This is a genomic window from Bizionia sp. M204 (assembly GCF_023205095.1).
Lineage (GTDB): Bacteria > Bacteroidota > Bacteroidia > Flavobacteriales > Flavobacteriaceae > Algorimicrobium > Algorimicrobium hallyeonense.
The window spans coordinates 2,904,242-2,922,996 of the sequence record NZ_CP046242.1; the positions used below are offsets into that span (position 1 = coordinate 2,904,242).

The 18,755-nt window shown below is 34.1% G+C and carries 16 protein-coding genes; 12 read left to right on the forward strand and 4 right to left on the reverse strand.

The features are described 5' to 3' along the window. The first annotated feature begins 29 nt into the window (after positions 1-29). Together GMA17_RS13365 and GMA17_RS13370 are read left to right on the forward strand one after the other, a co-directional pair. Positions 30-2,279, forward strand: coding sequence for a BamA/TamA family outer membrane protein (locus GMA17_RS13365; RefSeq protein ID WP_248396996.1), 2,250 nt, complete (start codon positions 30-32; stop codon positions 2,277-2,279). Positions 2,280-2,659: 380 nt separating this feature from the next. Next, a complete protein-coding gene (locus GMA17_RS13370) occupies positions 2,660-2,851 on the forward strand; it encodes a PID-CTERM protein-sorting domain-containing protein (protein ID WP_248396998.1) in 192 nt (63 codons plus the stop codon). Positions 2,852-2,856: 5 nt separating this feature from the next. Here the strand turns inward: GMA17_RS13370 and GMA17_RS13375 are convergent, their stop codons facing one another. Continuing rightward, positions 2,857-3,447 (reverse strand): riboflavin synthase, encoded by a 591-nt coding sequence (locus tag GMA17_RS13375; protein WP_248397000.1) that lies wholly within the window; start codon positions 3,445-3,447, stop codon positions 2,857-2,859. Between the two features lie 60 nt (positions 3,448-3,507). On the opposite strand from GMA17_RS13375, the gene pdxA reads away from it, so the two are divergent. The 10 genes from pdxA to GMA17_RS13425 all read left to right on the forward strand — a co-directional run bounded on the left by pdxA (position 3,508) and on the right by GMA17_RS13425 (position 14,231). Next, on the forward strand, positions 3,508-4,554 hold the full coding sequence (gene pdxA, locus GMA17_RS13380; protein WP_248397002.1) for a 4-hydroxythreonine-4-phosphate dehydrogenase PdxA: 1,047 nt from the start codon (positions 3,508-3,510) through the stop codon (positions 4,552-4,554). A 72-nt stretch (positions 4,555-4,626) separates the two neighbouring features. After that, a complete protein-coding gene (locus GMA17_RS13385) occupies positions 4,627-5,166 on the forward strand; it encodes a DUF177 domain-containing protein (RefSeq protein ID WP_248397004.1) in 540 nt (179 codons plus the stop codon). A gap of 8 nt (positions 5,167-5,174) precedes the next feature. Then, positions 5,175-5,378 carry a 50S ribosomal protein L32 gene (rpmF, locus tag GMA17_RS13390; protein WP_248397006.1) on the forward strand — a complete coding sequence of 68 codons (204 nt, stop codon included), beginning with the start codon at positions 5,175-5,177 and terminating at the stop codon, positions 5,376-5,378. A gap of 176 nt (positions 5,379-5,554) precedes the next feature. Then, on the forward strand, positions 5,555-6,550 hold the full coding sequence (locus GMA17_RS13395) for a beta-ketoacyl-ACP synthase III (RefSeq protein WP_248397008.1): 996 nt from the start codon (positions 5,555-5,557) through the stop codon (positions 6,548-6,550). Positions 6,551-6,591: 41 nt separating this feature from the next. Beyond that, positions 6,592-7,074 carry an acetyl-CoA carboxylase biotin carboxyl carrier protein gene (accB, locus tag GMA17_RS13400; RefSeq protein WP_248397010.1) on the forward strand — a complete coding sequence of 161 codons (483 nt, stop codon included), beginning with the start codon at positions 6,592-6,594 and terminating at the stop codon, positions 7,072-7,074. A gap of 91 nt (positions 7,075-7,165) precedes the next feature. Continuing rightward, positions 7,166-8,518, forward strand: a complete 1,353-nt coding sequence (gene accC, locus GMA17_RS13405; RefSeq protein WP_248397012.1) for an acetyl-CoA carboxylase biotin carboxylase subunit — start codon at positions 7,166-7,168, stop codon at positions 8,516-8,518. Positions 8,519-9,016: 498 nt separating this feature from the next. Beyond that, positions 9,017-11,695, forward strand: a complete 2,679-nt coding sequence (locus GMA17_RS13410; protein ID WP_248397013.1) for a zinc-dependent metalloprotease — start codon at positions 9,017-9,019, stop codon at positions 11,693-11,695. Between the two features lie 269 nt (positions 11,696-11,964). Next, the gene (locus GMA17_RS13415) at positions 11,965-13,080 is read left to right on the forward strand and encodes an FAD-binding oxidoreductase (protein WP_248397015.1); all 1,116 of its coding nucleotides are present in this window, start codon (positions 11,965-11,967) and stop codon (positions 13,078-13,080) included. 1 nt (position 13,081) lies between these two features. After that, positions 13,082-13,783, forward strand: coding sequence for a monofunctional biosynthetic peptidoglycan transglycosylase (mtgA, locus tag GMA17_RS13420; protein WP_248397017.1), 702 nt, complete (start codon positions 13,082-13,084; stop codon positions 13,781-13,783). Continuing rightward, positions 13,770-14,231: a 3-oxoacyl-ACP synthase gene (locus GMA17_RS13425; protein WP_248397019.1), complete on the forward strand. Its 462-nt coding sequence runs from the start codon at positions 13,770-13,772 to the stop codon at positions 14,229-14,231. Before mtgA ends, GMA17_RS13425 begins: the two co-directional genes overlap by 14 nt. Here the strand turns inward: GMA17_RS13425 and GMA17_RS13430 are convergent. From GMA17_RS13430 to GMA17_RS13440, 3 genes are all read right to left on the reverse strand, one after another. Next, on the reverse strand, positions 14,224-15,135 hold the full coding sequence (locus GMA17_RS13430) for an ABC transporter ATP-binding protein (RefSeq protein ID WP_248397022.1): 912 nt from the start codon (positions 15,133-15,135) through the stop codon (positions 14,224-14,226). The genes GMA17_RS13425 and GMA17_RS13430 overlap by 8 nt on opposite strands. Positions 15,136-15,208: 73 nt before the next feature. Then, positions 15,209-17,266 carry an FG-GAP-like repeat-containing protein gene (locus GMA17_RS13435; protein WP_248397024.1) on the reverse strand — a complete coding sequence of 686 codons (2,058 nt, stop codon included), beginning with the start codon at positions 17,264-17,266 and terminating at the stop codon, positions 15,209-15,211. Between the two features lie 77 nt (positions 17,267-17,343). Then, positions 17,344-18,705: an Ig-like domain-containing protein gene (locus tag GMA17_RS13440; RefSeq protein WP_248397026.1), complete on the reverse strand. Its 1,362-nt coding sequence runs from the start codon at positions 18,703-18,705 to the stop codon at positions 17,344-17,346. Positions 18,706-18,755 lie beyond the last annotated feature (50 nt).

The following is an 18,755-nucleotide window of genomic DNA, read 5'->3' on the forward strand; positions in this document are numbered from 1 at the left end:
AACCGTACCAAACATTTAAACACATTTGTATGCTTATTTGGATAGGGAGTTTTTACTCTTGTAGCATAACTAAGCAGATTCCAGAAGATGAACGTTTGTACACAGGCGCTACGCTTACCATTGAGTCTGATAGTACTATTGTAAACGAATCAGGTTTGAAATCTGAATTAGAATCGGTTTTACGTCCGGAACCAAATTCCACCTTTTTAGGTATGCATCTTGGCTTGTATTACTATTATAAAAATCAGAAAGAAAAACCTGGATTTATTAATCGTTGGCTCTACAAACAGTTTGGTGAAGAACCCGTTTATCAATCGGATGTGGAAACCTATGAAATTGAAGACTTACTATTAAACCGATTAGAAAACAGAGGGTTTTTCTATAGTCGTGCAGCTTCAGCTTTTGAAGAAACTGAAAATAAAGCCTCATTAAATTATACGGTTACTGTTCCAAAACCATATAGAATGGCTAGCTACACAATGGATTCCATGCCTGTTAGCATTCATGAAACTATGGAGAAATTGGTGTCGGAATCGCAGTTTAAAAATGGTATGCGTTTCGATTTGAATAACATGAAATTAGAACGTCAGCGTATTGATAAGGCTCTTAAAAGCAAAGGCTATTTTAATTTTAATGATAATTTTTTAATTTTTGAAGCAGACACAAATCAATATTCTAATAAAAACTTCGACTTATTCTTAAAATTAAAAAACGAAGTGCCTAAAAAAAGTTTGATTCCATATAAAATTTCAAAAGTTAATGTGTATCCTAATTATGAAGTTTCAGATTCGGCTTCCATAACACCAACACGCTTTAATGAGAAAAATTTTATACAAAAGGAAAGGTTCTTTAAACCTAAATATTTAGATCCTTTTATAGTGTTAGATGAAGGGGAGTATTATAATCCTGACGATTCTCGTAACACCGCCAGAAGGCTTTCCACTATTGGTGCCTATAAATACGTAAATATTCAATATAAAGAATTGGATACTTTGGCCGATGATAATTTAGGACTTTTAGAGGCTAATATTTACTTATCGCCATTAAATAAGCGTGCACTTCGTGCAGAGCTTCAGGTTGTAACTAAATCTAATAGTTTTGCTGGTCCTGCCTTAACACTAACTTTAAGTAATAGAAATTTATTTGGAGGTGGTGAAACCTATAATATTACACCTAAAATAGGGTACGAAAAACAATTAGGAGGTGGTCAAGATTCTGGTAATAGTAGTTTAGAGTTAGGGTTGCACAACGAGCTTATTTTTCCCCGAGTCCTTTTCCCTATTAAGATAAATGAGGATTTTTTCGAATATTCCATTCCTAAAACAAAAACCTCTTTAAGTATTGATTATTTAGATAGAAGCGATTTATATACCTTACTATCAGGAACAGCTTTATTTGGTTATTCATGGGATGCCAATAGGTATGTAACTCATGAAATTAATCCAATATCATTAAGTTATACAGAACTTTTAAACACCACGCCAGAATTTGAAGATATACTAGAAAATGATCCTTTTTTAAGACGCAGTTTTGAACAGCAGTTTATAGCTGGATTAACTTATGCATTTACTTATAACGAAATGATAAATGCCCAATTAAAACATCAATTTTATTTTAATTTCACCTTTGATATTGCTGGAAATACTATTAGTTTATTTAGTAAAGATCAAGGAACGGAAAGCCCAAAAACATTTCTAGGCTTTGAATATGCACAATATGCTAAAGCAGATGTTGATTTTCATTATCATTTTAATTTAGGAAAAGAACGGGTAATTGCAGCTAGACTTTTTGGAGGTTATGGTTTTGCTTATGGAAATTCAGATGTTATTCCTTTTGTAAAACAGTATTATTCTGGTGGTCCATATAGTGTTCGTGCCTTTAATATTAGATCTTTAGGTCCAGGAACCTATAACCCAAATTCAGATACAACTGATGGCGATATTGTTTTCGATAAAACAGGAAATATAAGACTCGAAGCCAATGTAGAATACCGCTTTCCTATTGTATCATTTTTAAAAGGAGCCGTTTTTGCCGATGCTGGAAACATCTGGAACTCTAAAGAAAACCCTATTTATAATGGGAAAGATAAATTTGGAAGTGGATTTATTAGTGAGCTTGGAATGGGAGCAGGAATAGGCCTTCGTGTGGATATACAAAGTTTTGTAATTCGTTTTGATTTGGCTGCACCTTTTCATGATCCAGCATTACCGAAAGGAGAACGTTTTAATTTTGATGTTGGTTCTCCTATATTAAATTTTGCTATTGGATATCCGTTTTAGAGATATTATAAATCTTACTATTGGGATATCGTACCATCAAACGATTATTGGTTTGTGTTAACTTACGAGGAATTTGGGCAAATCAAACAATTTAATTCTCATTTTTCATTAAAGCGCTAATTCTTTTCAAATAAAATAGTATATTCATTCGTTTATAATGACGTTCATGTTTTAATAACTAACGTGATAACAATTATTTAAAGGTTGTTGTCGATAAATTATTGAATTTATTTTTAAAAAAACATATATTTGATTTTTGTAGGGTAATTTAGAGATTGACTCCACAAGAATACATTTTATCGAAGTTTTTTGCACTTAATAGATGTTTTTTTAATCTATAAATTTTGTTAAGCCAGTTTTTTTTATACATTTACCGCTGAATGAAGTCACAAAACACAAAAATAGTTGCCTCAATCTTATTTTTATTAATAAGTTTTGTTTGTTTTTCACAAACGGTGCCACCACCGCCGCAACCACCAGTGCCACCGGGTTTACCTATTGATGGCGGTATTGTTATGGGGTTAATTTCAGGTTTATTCTATGGCGTATACAGACTTTTTAAAGCTAAATAGTTTCGTTATTTGTTCAATTCAAAAAGCTTTGAAACATACTTTCCAATTACGTCAAATTCTAAATTTACTACCGTTCCAACTTTAAAAGTGTTAAAGTTTGTAAATTCATAGGTGTAAGGAATAATAGCCACACTAAAACTATTTTTTGTCGAATTTACTACGGTTAAACTCACCCCATTAATTGTAATTGAGCCTTTTTCAATTGTAATATTATTTAGTGTTTCATCATATTCAAACGTAAAAATCCAACTTCCAGCCGCTTCTTCAACTGCTGTACAAATTGCTGTTTGATCTACATGTCCTTGAACCATATGGCCATCTAAACGCGCTCCTAATTTCATTGCACGCTCTAAATTAACCGAATCCCCAACTTGTAAGTCTGAAATGTTTGTTTTTTTTATGGTTTCATTAATAGCTGTTACTGTATAGTTTTTACCATCAATTTTAACAACTGTTAAACAGATACCGTTGTGCGCCACACTCTGATCTATTTTTAATTCAGAAGTTATATTAGAGCTAACCGTAATATGCAGATTTTGGTCTTCTTTTTCTATTTGTTGGATGGTGCCAATATCTTCTATGATGCCAGTGAACATAAGTATGGATTATTTAGTTAAATTTGCAAAACAAAATTACAAACAAAAGTTAGTTAATTAATGAGGAAAGCAGAAAATGTTATCGTAGGGATTTCTATTGGAGATTTAAATGGTATTGGAGGAGAGATTGTTTTAAAGACTTTGGCAGATGTAAGAATGCTTGAATTTTTTACACCTGTAATTTTTGCTTCTGCGAAAACCATTACATTTTTAAAAAACCATTTCGATATAGATATTAACTTTAATGGGATTACTAATTTAGATCAAGTTATAACAGGTAAAATTAATGTGTTTAATGCCTGGAATGATCGTACCGATATTAATTTTGGTAAAGAAGATCCAATAATTGGTGAGTTTGCTATAAAATCACTTTTTACAGCAACCAAAGCTTTAAAAGAAAACGCTATTGATGTTTTGGTTACAGCACCTATAAATAAACATACCATTCAGTCAGAACAATTTAATTTTCCAGGTCATACTGATTATCTAGCTCAAGAATTAGGTGGTGAGAGTTTAATGTTTATGATTTCTAATGATTTGCGCATTGGTTTATTAACGGATCATGTTCCAATAAAAGATATAGCAAGTCATATTACACCAGAACTTATAGAAAGCAAAGTAAATACGGTATATAAGAGTTTACAAAACGATTTTAATATCAGACGACCAAAAATTGCAGTCTTGGGCATCAACCCACATACAGGGGATAATGGTGTTATTGGTAAAGAGGATGATGAGGTTATGCGTCCAACACTAAAAGCGCTTAATGAAAAAGGAAAATTAGTTTATGGACCCTATGCAGCTGATAGCTTTTTTGGTTCTAGTAATTACAAAAATTTTGATGCTATTATTGCATCCTATCACGATCAAGGCTTAATTCCATTTAAAACGCTATCATTCGGTAATGGTGTAAATTACACAGCTGGTTTATCCAAAATTAGAACCTCACCAGACCATGGAACGGCATTTGAAATTGCAGGAAAAGGGGAAGCGAATGAAAATTCATTTAAAGAAGCCGTCTTTTTAGCCCTTAAATTATATCATAATAGAATGGAGAATGCTGAATTAGCTAAAAATCCATTAGTTACACCGCAAAAAAAGATATAAACAAAAAAATGTTTATAAGTGTTATAAGCTAAATAATTTTTATATATTTGCAGGCTCAAAATAGATGTGATAATGAGGGAATTGAAAACGTTTACAATACCATTTGTAGGGTTAAAATTAGGGAAACATCAATTTGAGTACAAAATAGATAAGACGTTCTTTGATTTTTTTGAATATCAAGATTTTAATGATGCTGATATTGTTGTGGACTTGGAGTTAAACAAGAAAACAACCTTATTAGAATTACATTTTGAAATATCAGGAACTGTAAATGTGAATTGCGATTTAACAAATGAGCCTTATAATCAGGAAATTAGTAATAATTTTGATTTGGTGGTTAAATTTGGTGAAGACTACAATGATGAAGAAATTGATCTATTAGTTTTACCACACGGAGAATATGAAGTGAATGTACAACAATATATATATGAGATAATTATATTGACAGTGCCTTCAAAATTAATTCATCCAGGCGTAGAAGATGGCACCTTACAGTCTGATATACTTGAAAAATTAGAAGAATTAAGCCCTAAAGAAAAACAAGAAAAAGAAGATAACGAGGACATTGATCCGCGTTGGAATACATTAAAGAAACTATTAACGGATAAATAATAATAACAATGGCACATCCTAAAAGAAAAATCTCTAAAACAAGAAGAGATAAAAGAAGAACCCATTATAAAGCAGTAGCTCCACAAATTGCAACTTGCCCAACTACTGGTGAAGCGCACTTATATCACAGAGCTCATTGGTTTGAAGGAAAACTATATTACAGAGGTCAAGTATTAATTGACAACTCGGTAGCAGAAGAAAACGCAGCATAACTACTATGCGTGCATACAAGAAAACGCTCGTTACTGAGCGTTTTTTTTATGATAAATTTTTATAGAAGCCAAAAACGACTTAATTTGCACTAAATTAAACCGAATATCGGTGCGTTTTGACGAAATTTCATCAAAAACGTCTCGTTTTAATGGTTTTAGCGAAATAATTTATACGTATGAGTAAAATCTCAGCAGCCATTACAGCTGTAGGTGCCTATGTGCCAGACTATGTGTTGACTAACCAAATTCTTGAAACGTTGGTCGATACTAATGATGAATGGATCACCTCCAGAACAGGCATTAAAGAGCGTAGAATATTAAAGGAAGAAGGCAAAGGCACTTCGTTTCTTGCTATTAACGCAGCAAAAGACCTAATCAAAAAAACAGGTCTCAATCCCAAAGAAATAGATTTAGTAATTGTTGCAACCGCAACACCAGATATGAAAGCAGCTTCAACAGCAGCTTTTACAGCTACCGAAATAGGCGCTACTAATGCGTTTTCATTCGATCTGGAAGCCGCATGTTCTAGTTTTTTATTCGGAATGTCCACCGCTTCTAGTTATATTGAATCGGGTCGCTACAAAAAAATACTATTAATAGGTGCGGATAAAAATTCATCATTTATAGATTATAAAGATCGCGCCACATGTATTATTTTTGGTGATGGTGCAGGTGCCGTTTTATTTGAACCCAATACTGAAAATTTGGGTTTACAAGATGAATACTTAAGAAGTGATGGTGCTGGACGCGAGTTTTTACAAGCAACTTACGGTGGCTCATCGTATCCATCAACACCAGAAGCCGTTGCAGAAGGCAAACATTTTGTATTTCAAGATGGCAAAACCGTATTTAAAAACGCCGTTTTTAATATGGCAGACGTGGTTGTTAAAATACTTGAGCGCAATAATTTAAGCAAAGATGATGTTTCATGGTTGGCTGCACATCAGGCCAACAAACGTATTATTGATGCCACAGCAAATAGAATAGATCTTGACGAAAACAAAGTCATGATGAATATTCAAAAATATGGTAATACCACTTCGGCTACCTTACCATTATTATTGAACGATTACGAATCTCAATTAAAAAAAGGCGATAAAATTATTTTTGCAGCCTTTGGAGGTGGATTTACCTGGGGCTCTATTTATTTAAAATGGGCTTATAACTCTTAACTAACTAAAAAATTAAAATCAAAACTAAAATCTAAATAATTATGGATTTAAAAGATATTCAAAACTTAATTAAGTTTGTAGCAAAATCAGGTGCTAGTGAAGTAAAATTAGAAACTGATGACGTTAAAATTACCATTAAAACAGGTAGTGATGAAAAAGCTGAAACAACAACTTATGTTCAGCAAATTCCAGTAGGTGCACCTGTTGGACACGCCCCTGCAGCTCCAGCACCAGCACCAGTGGCCGCTGCTGCTGCTCCAGAAGCAACAACGGAAGATTCTAAATATATCACTATCAAGTCGCCAATTATTGGAACACTTTATAGAAAACCATCTCCAGACAAACCAGTTTTTGTTGAAGTAGGCCAAACTATAAAAGAAGGTGATGTACTTTGTATTATTGAAGCTATGAAATTATTCAATGAAATTGAATCTGAAGTTTCAGGTAAAATAGTAAAAGTATTAGTTGATGATTCTTCTCCAGTGGAATTTGATCAACCACTATTTTTAGTCGATCCATCATAATCTAAAGTTTAAAGTTTAAAATTTAAAGTTCCAGTTTTTTAGCTTGAACAATAAACGTACAAAACCATAAACTTATAAACTCAATAGAATTATGTTTAAAAAAATATTAGTTGCCAATAGAGGGGAAATAGCCTTACGTGTTATTAGAACCTGTAAAGAAATGGGCATTAAAACGGTAGCTGTGTATTCAACGGCAGATGCTGAAAGTCTGCACGTAAAGTTTGCAGATGAAGCGGTTTGTATAGGACCTCCTCCAAGTAGTGAATCCTATTTAAAAATGTCGAATATTATTGCTGCAGCCGAAATTACCAATGCAGATGCTATTCATCCAGGATATGGCTTTTTATCTGAAAATGCCAAATTTTCAAAAATTTGTGAAGAACATGACATCAAATTTATTGGAGCCTCTGCAGACATGATTAATCGTATGGGTGACAAAGCCAATGCGAAAGCAACCATGATTGAAGCAGGTGTACCTTGTGTTCCTGGTAGTGAAGGAATTATTAATGATTACAAACACTGCGAAAAATTAGCCGAAGAAGTTGGATATCCTGTCATGCTTAAAGCATCTGCAGGTGGTGGCGGAAAAGGTATGCGCGCTGTTTGGAAAAAAGAAAACCTAAAAGACGCTTGGGAATCCGCTAGACAGGAATCTAAAGCCGCGTTTGGGAACGACGATATGTACATGGAAAAACTCATTGAAGAGCCAAGACATATTGAAATCCAAATTGTGGGCGATTCTACAGGAAAAGCATGTCATTTATCAGAACGTGACTGTTCAATTCAACGTCGTCATCAAAAATTAACAGAAGAAGTTCCTTCGCCATTTATGACGAAAGCCCTTCGTAATAAAATGGGCGATGCTGCCGTAAAAGCTGCCGAATATATTAAGTATGAAGGTGCAGGAACGGTTGAGTTTTTAGTGGATAAACACCGTAATTTCTATTTTATGGAAATGAATACACGTATCCAAGTAGAACACCCAATAACAGAGCAAGTAATTGATTTCGATTTAATTCGTGAACAAATTTTAGTGGCATATGGTGTGCCAATTTCTGGTAAAAATTATACACCAAAATTACATTCAATAGAATGCCGAATTAATGCGGAAGATCCATTTAATGACTTTAGACCTTCACCAGGTAGAATAACCACACTTCATGCACCAGGTGGACATGGTGTCCGTTTAGATACGCATGTTTATGCTGGTTATGTTATTCCGCCGTATTATGACTCTATGATTGCGAAATTAATTACCACAGCGCAAACACGTGAAGAGGCTATTAATAAAATGAAACGAGCTCTTGATGAATTTGTTATTGAAGGTATTAAAACAACCATTCCTTTCCATAGACAACTCATGGAGGATCCAGATTATTTAGCCGGAAACTACACCACTAAATTTATGGAAGATTTTGTGATAGAAAAGCCAAGTGATAATTAATAAAAAAAGCTCCGAAAATATTTTCGGAGCTTTTTTTATTAAAAATTATTTTATTATAGTACGCGTAACATCCGTATTAGAATAGATTTCCAATTCTATATTGCTTGTAATTTATACCTTATTTAAACATTTTTAAAGTTTAGTATTAGGTTATTTAATGTCTAAATGTAAAAATTACCACTATACTCAAATATGTTTGGATTGAGTTCTAAATTCAAACGTATTGTGTAAAACTAATACTGTAGTTATCTATTCCTGTTTTACTAAATTATGTCTGGTGTTAAACGCATAGCTCCCTCTGTTTTATAACCGCTCCGTGCAATTAATATTTCAGGATTTATGCGCTTAAACTTGCATTAAAAGGGGGTGAATTATTTATACGTCTTTATTTTCTCAAAACAACTATTTCCTTTCTACTTAAAAGATTTGTATATAACTTGAATTCAATGCGGAAAATAGTTACTTTAGTGGCAAAATAATTTATTTATACAAGAAAACATGAAAAAAAATTTACACAAAGTTTTACCATTCGTAATTCTTATGTTTTGTTTGTCAGCTTTTAGCCAAGATCAACACTTTAAAAAAGTGACTACAGGACAAGAAAACACTATGATGATTAATACCACGTATTCAATGGATATTAATCATTTAATGAGCGATTTGAGTAAAGCACAGCAGCGAGGAGACTCGCGAGAACAACTTAATAATCTTGTAATTGAAGTACCTAACCTTGATGGGGATTTAGAAAAGTACTTAATTCAAGAAGCATCTGTTATGTCGCCAGGCCTACAAGCGCAATATCCAGAAATAAGATCGTATGTTGGATATGGAATTGACACGCCTAGTTCATATTTACGTTTTAGTGTTTCTCCTTACAAAGGAATGTCAGGTATTGTTTTATCTGGTGTAGAAGGAAAGGGTCTAGTTATAGAGCCTGTAAAAAATAATGTATCTCAATTTATTGTTCGTGAGAAACAAAATTCAAATTCAGAAATTCAAAGTTTTGAATGTTCAACACCTGAAGCCTTAAATCAAGAAATCGGAGAAATTGTAAATACCAACCGTACAGGTGCTAATGGTACCTTACATACTTTTGATCTAGCAATGTCTGTAACAGCAGAATATTCTATTTTTCACGGTGGAACCTTGCCACAAGTTAATGCCGCTATCGTGAATACCATGACCGTTGTCAATGCTATTTTTGAAAATGAGTTTAATGTGAACATGGTATTAATTCCAAATAATGATGCTGTTGTTTATTTAACGACGGCAACTTCGCCATATAGTAGTACTACTGATTCGGGGTACAATGGTGTTTTACAATCAACTTTAAATTCAGTTATAGGTAATGCTAATTATGATATTGGTCATTTAATGGGTGGTATTGGTAATAATGGTAATGCTGGTTGTATTGGTTGTGTGTGTGTTGCTAATCAAAAAGGAAGTGGTTATACAACAAGTACAAACCCAATAGGTGTAAATTTTGATGTAGATTATGTTGCGCACGAAATGGGACACCAATTTGGCGCAAACCATACATTCACATTTCGATCTGAAGGTGGAATAGCTCAAATGGAACCAGGTAGTGGTAGTACAATAATGAGTTACGCAGGTATTACAGGTACGTCTGATGTACAACCTTTTGTAGATCCTTATTTTCATGCTATATCTATTCAGCAAGTCAATACACATGTGAGTTCTAGAACATGTGATGTTGAAACAGATACAGGAAATAATATCCCAACGGCAAATGCTGGCGCTAATATTACGTTACCTAAAGGAACTCCTTTTAGATTAACAGGTATAGGATCGGATGCGGATGCCAATGATGTAATTACTTATTGCTGGGAGCAATTTGACGAGAATAATGGTGTAACTGAATTTCCAGACCCAACATCAACCAATAGTAATGAACCGCAATTCAGATCGTATTTACCAACTACAAACCCAACAAGAACATTTCCTAAAATGGAGGATTTAGTAAACTTTGGTGTTAATGGTACGTTATACGAACAGATTCCTACTGTAGGAAGAAATGCAGATTTCAGATTAACTGTTAGAGATAATAGACCAGGAGGTGCAGCTAATGCTTTCGATGATATGCGTGTTACGTGGAGCAATATGGCAGGACCTTTTGTGGTAACATCACAAGGAACAGATCAAATTGTATGGACGCCAGGTGAAACTGAAACCATAACTTGGAATGTGGCTGGTACAACAGCAAACGACATCAATGCTGCTAACGTAAATATTTTATTATCAACATCATTAACACCAGACACTGATTTTACAACAGTTTTAGCGACAAATGTTCCTAATAATGGTTCTTACCAAGTTGTAGTTCCTACTGTGACTTCTGCCTATTCTAGAATTCTAGTAGAAGCGGCAGATGGGTCATTTTTTAATATAAATGATAATTATTTCGCGATAGGGGACTATATTTATGTGCCGGGTGATAGCTGTGAAGAGTATTTCTTTAACGCAGGCATATTATTAGATGAAAATTCAACTCAATTTAGCGGCTTTAATTTAAATATTGGCGATTCTAAAACTATTTCAGATCTTAAAATAAGCATAGATGCTACGACGCCAAATAGTGGTCAAATTCGTGCAGCTATCAGACCACCATCTCAAGCATCAGGTTTTAATCAAGTGTATTGGGGATCATGTGCGGGTTCTACAGATCTTATTTTAACGTTTGATGATGCTGGAAACCCTATTAACTGTGCAGATACAGCTAATAACGATGTGGTATTACCAGCGCAACCTTTAAGTTTTGCTGACGGTCTTAATTCTTTAGGTAATTGGGTTTTCTTTATTGGGGATGTTGAGGTAGATGGCGTGAGAGTAACATGGAATTCTGCAACACTGACAATTTGTGAGTCTGGTATTTTTGTTCCAGAATTAAGTGTGGATGAATTTGGATTAGATGCTTCATTTGCGGTATTCCCAAATCCAAATAACGGTGATTTCTCAATTAAATTTAAGCCTTCCACAAACGAATCCATTAGTGTAGAAGTGTTTGATATAAGAGGTCGAAATGTCTATAATAAAACGTATAACAGTACAGGTGATTTTAACGAGTCTATCTCGTTAAGTAATGCCCAAGCTGGTATGTACTTATTAAATGTGACTCAAGGAAGCCAGAAAATTACTAAAAAGTTAATTGTTAACTAACAAGTAATATCATAATTTTAATTTCATTCATAAGAACTCCGAAAGCAATTTCGGAGTTTTTTTTGCTTTCTTTTCATGTATTGAAACAAAAGTAAAGATTTACAGTAGGCTAATGAATTTCGTAATATTAGGAGTCCATTACTTAATAATAATTAGGAATACCTTGACCAACTTTAAAATTAGCATCGCACTTTTTGAAATCTATATTTTTATGTATAACACCATTTTTAATGGCACTATAGCATGTAAAAAATCAGTAAATTAGCCCTATGAATCTATCGTATTGGGAACATAAAACCTGGTTAAGTCACGTAAATTATACTATTGTTGGTAGTGGTATTGTTGGTTTAAATTGTGCATTACAACTAAAACTACAGTTTCCAAAAGCCAAAATTTTAATTCTTGAGCGAGGCATATTACCGCAAGGTGCTAGCACTAAAAATGCAGGTTTTGCTTGCTTTGGAAGTTTAAGCGAAATTCTAGACGATTTAAAAACCCATTCAGAAGATGAGGTTATTAAACTCGTTCAAAAACGGATTGACGGATTGCATTTATTACGTCAAAATCTTTCAGATCAAGCTATAAATTATCAGCAATTGGGAGGCTATGAATTGTTCAACAAGGATAATCAAGCATTATATGATACCTGTTTAGCGGAAAGAGCATCGATTAATAAATTGCTGTTTCCAGTTTTAAAAGAATCCATATTTTCACTTAAAACCAATGTTTTCGGATTTAAAAAAATTCGCAAGAAACTCATTTTTAATCCATTTGAAGGACAAATTGATACAGGCGAAATGATGGAGGCTTTATTAATAAAAGTGCAATCAGCAGGTATCAAAATACTCAATAACGTAACCGTTGAAGCGTACACAGAATTAAACGGCCAGGTTGATGTAAAAACCAGCCACTTTCAATTTATAACCGATAAATTATTAATAGCAACCAATGGCTTTGCATCCCAATTAATAAATGAAGATGTAAAACCGGCTAGAGCCCAAGTACTCATAACAAAAGCAATACCTAATTTACCTTTTACCGGAACTTTTCATTTAGATAAAGGTTATTATTACTTCCGAAATATTAATAATAGAATCCTGTTAGGTGGTGGTAGAAATTTAGATTTTAAAGGTGAAGAAACGACAGTAATGAACGAAACCGCTCTTATTCAAAATCATTTGGAACAGGTAATGAAAACAACAATTTTACCCAATATCCCTTTTGAAATTGATTATTGCTGGAGTGGCATAATGGGTGTTGGAAACCAGAAAAAACCAATTGTTAAGCAACTATCCAATCATGTATATTGTGGTGTGCGGTTAGGCGGAATGGGTGTCGCTATTGGTAGTATAATAGGAAAAGAACTTGCCCAATTATTAAAGTAATATGATAAAAAAACTATTCAAATTTATTTTTAAATGTATTCTATGGCTTATAGTGTTATCTGTAGCTATGGTTGTATTATTTAAATGGGTTCCCGTGCCTATTACCCCATTAATGGTTATCCGTGGTGTTGAAGAATACCAAAAAGGTAATAAAATGACTTGGGAACATGATTGGGTTTCAATTGATGATATATCAAAAAATTTACAACTAGCCGTAATTTGTAGTGAAGATCAGAATTTTTTAAAGCACAATGGGTTTGATATAAAAGCTATTGAAAAAGCTATTGAAAATAATAAAAAAGGTAAGCGCATAAAAGGTGCTAGTACCATAAGCCAACAAACGGCTAAAAATGTTTTTTTATGGCCAAATAGGAGTTGGTTACGCAAAGGTTTGGAAACCTATTTTACCTTCTTAATAGAGTTAACTTGGAGCAAGGAACGCATTATGGAAGTGTATTTAAATAGTATAGAAATGGGTAAAGGTATTTATGGTGCTGAAGCCGCAGCGCGCTATTGGCATAATAAATCAGCTGCAAAACTATCGGCCATGGAAGCGGCTTCAATAGCTGCTATTTTACCAAATCCGTTAAAATATAGAGCCCAACCAGCTAGTAATTATATTGTCGGAAGAAAGTCTTGGATAGTAAGGCAAATGGGATATTTTGGAAGATTAGATTACAACCAAACCAATGAAAAAAAATAATGCCATAAAAAGTGAATTATACAATTTGTGCTTACTGTCTTTAAACCATCGGTTGGAGGCCGTTCAGACAAAAATTGCTGAAATTCAAGAATCTTTAACCAGTGAAACCAAAAGTAGTGCAGGCGATAAGCATGAAACAGGGCGTGCCATGTTACAACTAGAGCGTGAAAAAGCAGGTGTGCAGCTTTCTGAAATACAAAAGCAACAGAACACGCTTACTAAAGTGAAGGTTTTAAATACCTCCAAAACCATCTGTTTAGGAAGTGTGGTGTATACGTCCAAGTCCAATTATTTTGTTGCTATTAGTGCCGGCGCGTTTTCAATTGCTGGTGAATTGTTTTATGCCATTTCACCACAAACGCCTATTGGAAAATTATTATTAGGGAAAACCGTACTGAACGAGATTGCATTTAATAATCAGACGATTAAAATTGAAGCTATTATTTAAAAATTTCTAAATAAACCATATCACCTTTTTGCAATTCTAAAGGATGTTCAAATAAAATAGAGGATTCTTCAAATTTCGCCTCTATCAAAAAATAAGAGCCTTTAAAATACGCTTTTTTAACGACTACTTTTATATCCGATTTTTCAACCACTTTCAGTTGGTGTGCATAAATAAACTGACCTTTAATACGATTAAATTCGCCGAAAAAAGCAGCAATTAAAGCACTTTCAGGTTTGTTATAAAGATCTTGTGGCTTTCCTTGAGCAGCAATAGTTTGGTTGTTTAATACAATAATCTGATCCGCAAAGCCTAAAACATCTTCTTGGTCGTGAGTGGCCACCAAACAGGCAATATTTTTCTTTTTCAGATAGTTAAAAACACGACGCCTTAATGCCTGTTTTTGGAAATTATCAATATGACTAAAGGGTTCATCTAATAATAAAATTTCTGGTTCTTGAGCTAAGGCGCGAGCTAGAGCTACACGCTGTTTTTGACCACCACTTAAAAGGGTGACTTTGGTTTTTGAAAATTCGGTGAGTGCAACTACGTCAAGAAGTTCAGCTGTGCGTTCTTTCTTTTCTTTCGGAAAAAAATTAGATAAGTGCTTTCCTATATTTTCTTCCACGGTTATAAACGGCATCAAATCAAATTCTTGAGCTACATATTTCATGAAATCATAGCCAACCACTAAATTGTGTTTAGGCCCGAGAATCTCTGTGTCTTTCCAAAAAATATGACCGGAATCTAAATCATACTCACCATAAAGGAGTTTTAATAGTGTGCTTTTTCCCGAACCGCTTTCGCCAATTATAGCTGTATTTTCACCTGGTTGTATACGCAAGTTTACAGCCTGTAAAACAGGTGTTTTTTTATAGGCAAAATTGAGGTTTTTTACGTTTAGCATCTAGCAAAAATACGGCAAAAAAAATTCGCTTCTAAAAGAATAGAAGCGAATTTACTATGTTGATGAATCTATGTTATTGCTTAATAAATTTTCTGTTTATAACGCGACCTTCAGATTCTAATCGTAAAATGTAAAACCCCGTTTGTAATTTTGAAACATCTAAAGTGTTTGTTTGTAATTTAGAGTTTAGTACTTTTTTACCATTTATGTCAAAAACGGTTGCAATTTTACCATCTAAAGAAACAGGTGCCGAAATATTAAGGGTATTTTCTACTGGGTTCGGGTAAATTGTTAATGCTGCTAGCTCATAATCTTGAACTGTTAACGCCTCGCCTTCTGTAACACAAAGTCTTTGGTTAATTGTTGGGTTTGGAATATTATCTACAACACCTGATGGCCAGTATATGATTAAATTATCAATGGTTGTTTCTGTTCCTAGTCCAAAATGTGTATTTAATGTGCTCATAAATCTAAAACCTTCACCGCTTCTAACATCGCGAATTTGAATGCCTGAAGGTGTGTGAATTTCTACACGTGCTCCAATTCCGTTTATATTACTATAACCTTCTGTTCCAACCGTACAGATACTAATCCAATTATTAGCATTCCCACTGTTCATATAAATATTTCCATTACTGAAAGAATCTATAAATCCATCATTATTTAAATCGCCAAAGGAACCATTACTTCCTGATATTAAATTTTCATGAAGTGAAAATGTTAAGTCGCCATTTCCAAATAGGATATTTCCATTGGATGCTATATCTAAATTGCCATCATTATCAAAGTCATAGGTTACATTCTCTATACCTGTTTCAGATAACAGTTGAACACCTGAAGCGGTTGTAACATTTGTAAACATTATTGTTGTATTTCCTTGATTATCGGTTACCAAATCATTTCGCATCATTTTGTGTGGTCCAGAACTGGCACCAACAAAAACATCCATATCACCATCATTATCAAAATCACCCCAGGCAGATGACCATGTTTGCATAGGATCGGCTAAATTTAAAGCTGCTGAAATTTCAGAAAATGTACCATCGCCATTATTTTTATGTAATTGATCCATACGTCTAGCTTCTTCACCACCGCATTTGGCTATAAATAAATCTTGGTTTCTATCATTATCATAATCAATCCAAACGGAACCATAATTTCCTCCGGACTCATAAAGACCCAATCCGCTTGGTACACCTTGAACATTTTCACCTTGATAATAGGTTAAGTTACCTTGCCCATCGTTTATAAAGTAAACGTTTGGTGCTACATCATGACATACAAAAGCATCTAAATGGCCATCGTTATTAATGTCCACAAAATTGGAGCGTTGCGAAAACACATAAGGGTCATGAGAATCTTCGGTAAAAGTACCATCACCATTAGACCTCATGAATGTTACACCATTTCCACCTCCATATAAAAGATCAGTAAAGCCATCCGCATTATAATCAGCTGCAGCTAAACTCCAACCAGGCGTGTTGTCTGCATATGATGTGGTAATATCCATGCTTTGAAATCCGCCAGATGGTAATTGTTCCTGAATATTAATATTGGTATTGGAAACCGAAACAATATCATCTAAATGATCACCATTCATATCGACAACGGCTCTATTGGTTCCTGTTGTAGAAAGACTACTAACTGTAAAAGTTACTGCAGGAGGTGTTGGAGGATCGCTTTCTGCAATTTCAAAATCAAAACCATTTGCGTCCCAACGGTTATCAAATGCAATATAATAAGTTTGGCCTGCTAAAACATTTAAAGTGGCAATGGACAAATATACACTGCCGCTGTCATCATCACCACCTTCGCAAATTAGTGCGCCACATGTTCCACTAAAAATATGTACACGTGTATCACGACCAGCATTTTGCGTTAAATCGGTTGAAACGGTTAGATACGTATCCGATTCTGGTACATATTTAAACCACTCGCCTAGACTCGCTGAATTTGAGCTAGTATTACAATTAGGGCTAGGAACTTCGCTACCGTCTATTAAAGATACACTATAAATGCCTGGTTGCGTAATGGGCGTTGCAGCATCTGCTTCAGTACACGTATTGGAACTTGTTTGGGCATGTGTAGCGGCAAGCGTTAAAAGTGCGAGTAAAAGTAATTTTGTTTTCATGACTTAAGTAATTGATTTATAGCTTGATATTTCACTAATATAAGTGTTTTTTTATTCTTTATTTTAAGGTCTTAGGTTTATTCACATCTATCGGTTAAAGAATTCACCCATTCGGTAATTAAAGCAACACCTTCCGTATGTTGTAATGTGCGTCCTAATAAAGGCATACGATATTGTTCTTCTACAGAAGTCATTCTAAAAACAGCTACCGAAGCATCGGCATTGGCGGGATTCATAATTAATGGATATTCGTCTCCAATATTGGTGTCGGGTTCTACGCAAATACCCATATTGCTTGCCAATTCATTTTCATTAAATGCAAAACGCATAGGTCTGTATTCGCAATAGCTTTCTTCTGAATGACAATGGGCACAATTAATATCTAAATAAGAGCGTGCACGCATGGTTAGGGATTCTGATGTGTCATCCCAAGCCACCATGGTGTCAATATTTCCAGGATAATCAGCGTTTAAATAACCGAGGTCTACCCATTTCTGTAATTGATTGCTTGTGCCATCTTGGTACACATAGTTTTTATTTAAATTCTGCGGTTTTGGACCTATTGGAACAGGTGTTCCAAACTTATTATGGCACGTAAAACATTCGGCTCTTGATGGAACACGGTAATTAACGTTTTTAACTGTACCTGCTTCGTTCCAGTCTAAATTTACAAAGCTACCAGTGGTTGTAAAGCTTGCCTCGGTTTGTTCTTCATTCCAAACATATTCGGCAAATTCCCATCCGCTATCTGTAAAATACATGATGCGTGTTTCAATAATTCTGGTATTACCTGCTGGCAACACGTTATCGTAATAAAAATTCTTTATTAGAAAAGCACCAACGGGAAAATTAAAGGGTGTGTAATCGATATCATAATTGGCTTTACTGCCATTTGGCATCCATACAAATCGTTTTTTGTGTGCATAATCACTAAATAATGCTGAATTTAAATCGTAGGGAATAACACCTGAAACAGGCTCTAAATTTTTTAAATCGCCTTCAAAAAAATTATAATCTGATAAGTTGGGATATGGCAAGTCATCTGGATTATAAACAACTGGTGAAGTTGGTAAAATAGTAACCGTTACGGTTCCTGTTGCGCAATTATTATTTGAAGAACAAATTGTATATACAAAACTATCAGTGCCTATGTAATTGCCAGTTGGTGTATAACGTATCTTATTATCACTTGGATTGTTCGGGGTATTATTATCAAGAATGGAAATCGTGGCATAGGTTGTAGTTGTAACCGTTAATACACCTGTTTCCGGAATATTTCTATCATTGGCAAGCACATCAATTTCAACAAAGCTATTTTGAAATACTTGTGCAGTATCCGCTTGTGTTTGAATTTGCAAGGCTATATAATCATCATCTTCTGATTTACAAGCAAGCAATGTGAGACCAAAAAGTAATAAAATGAGGTAGTTTTTTTCCATAATCGACTTAAAAGACGACTACGAATTTAAGAAAAAAAATGCCAATATCT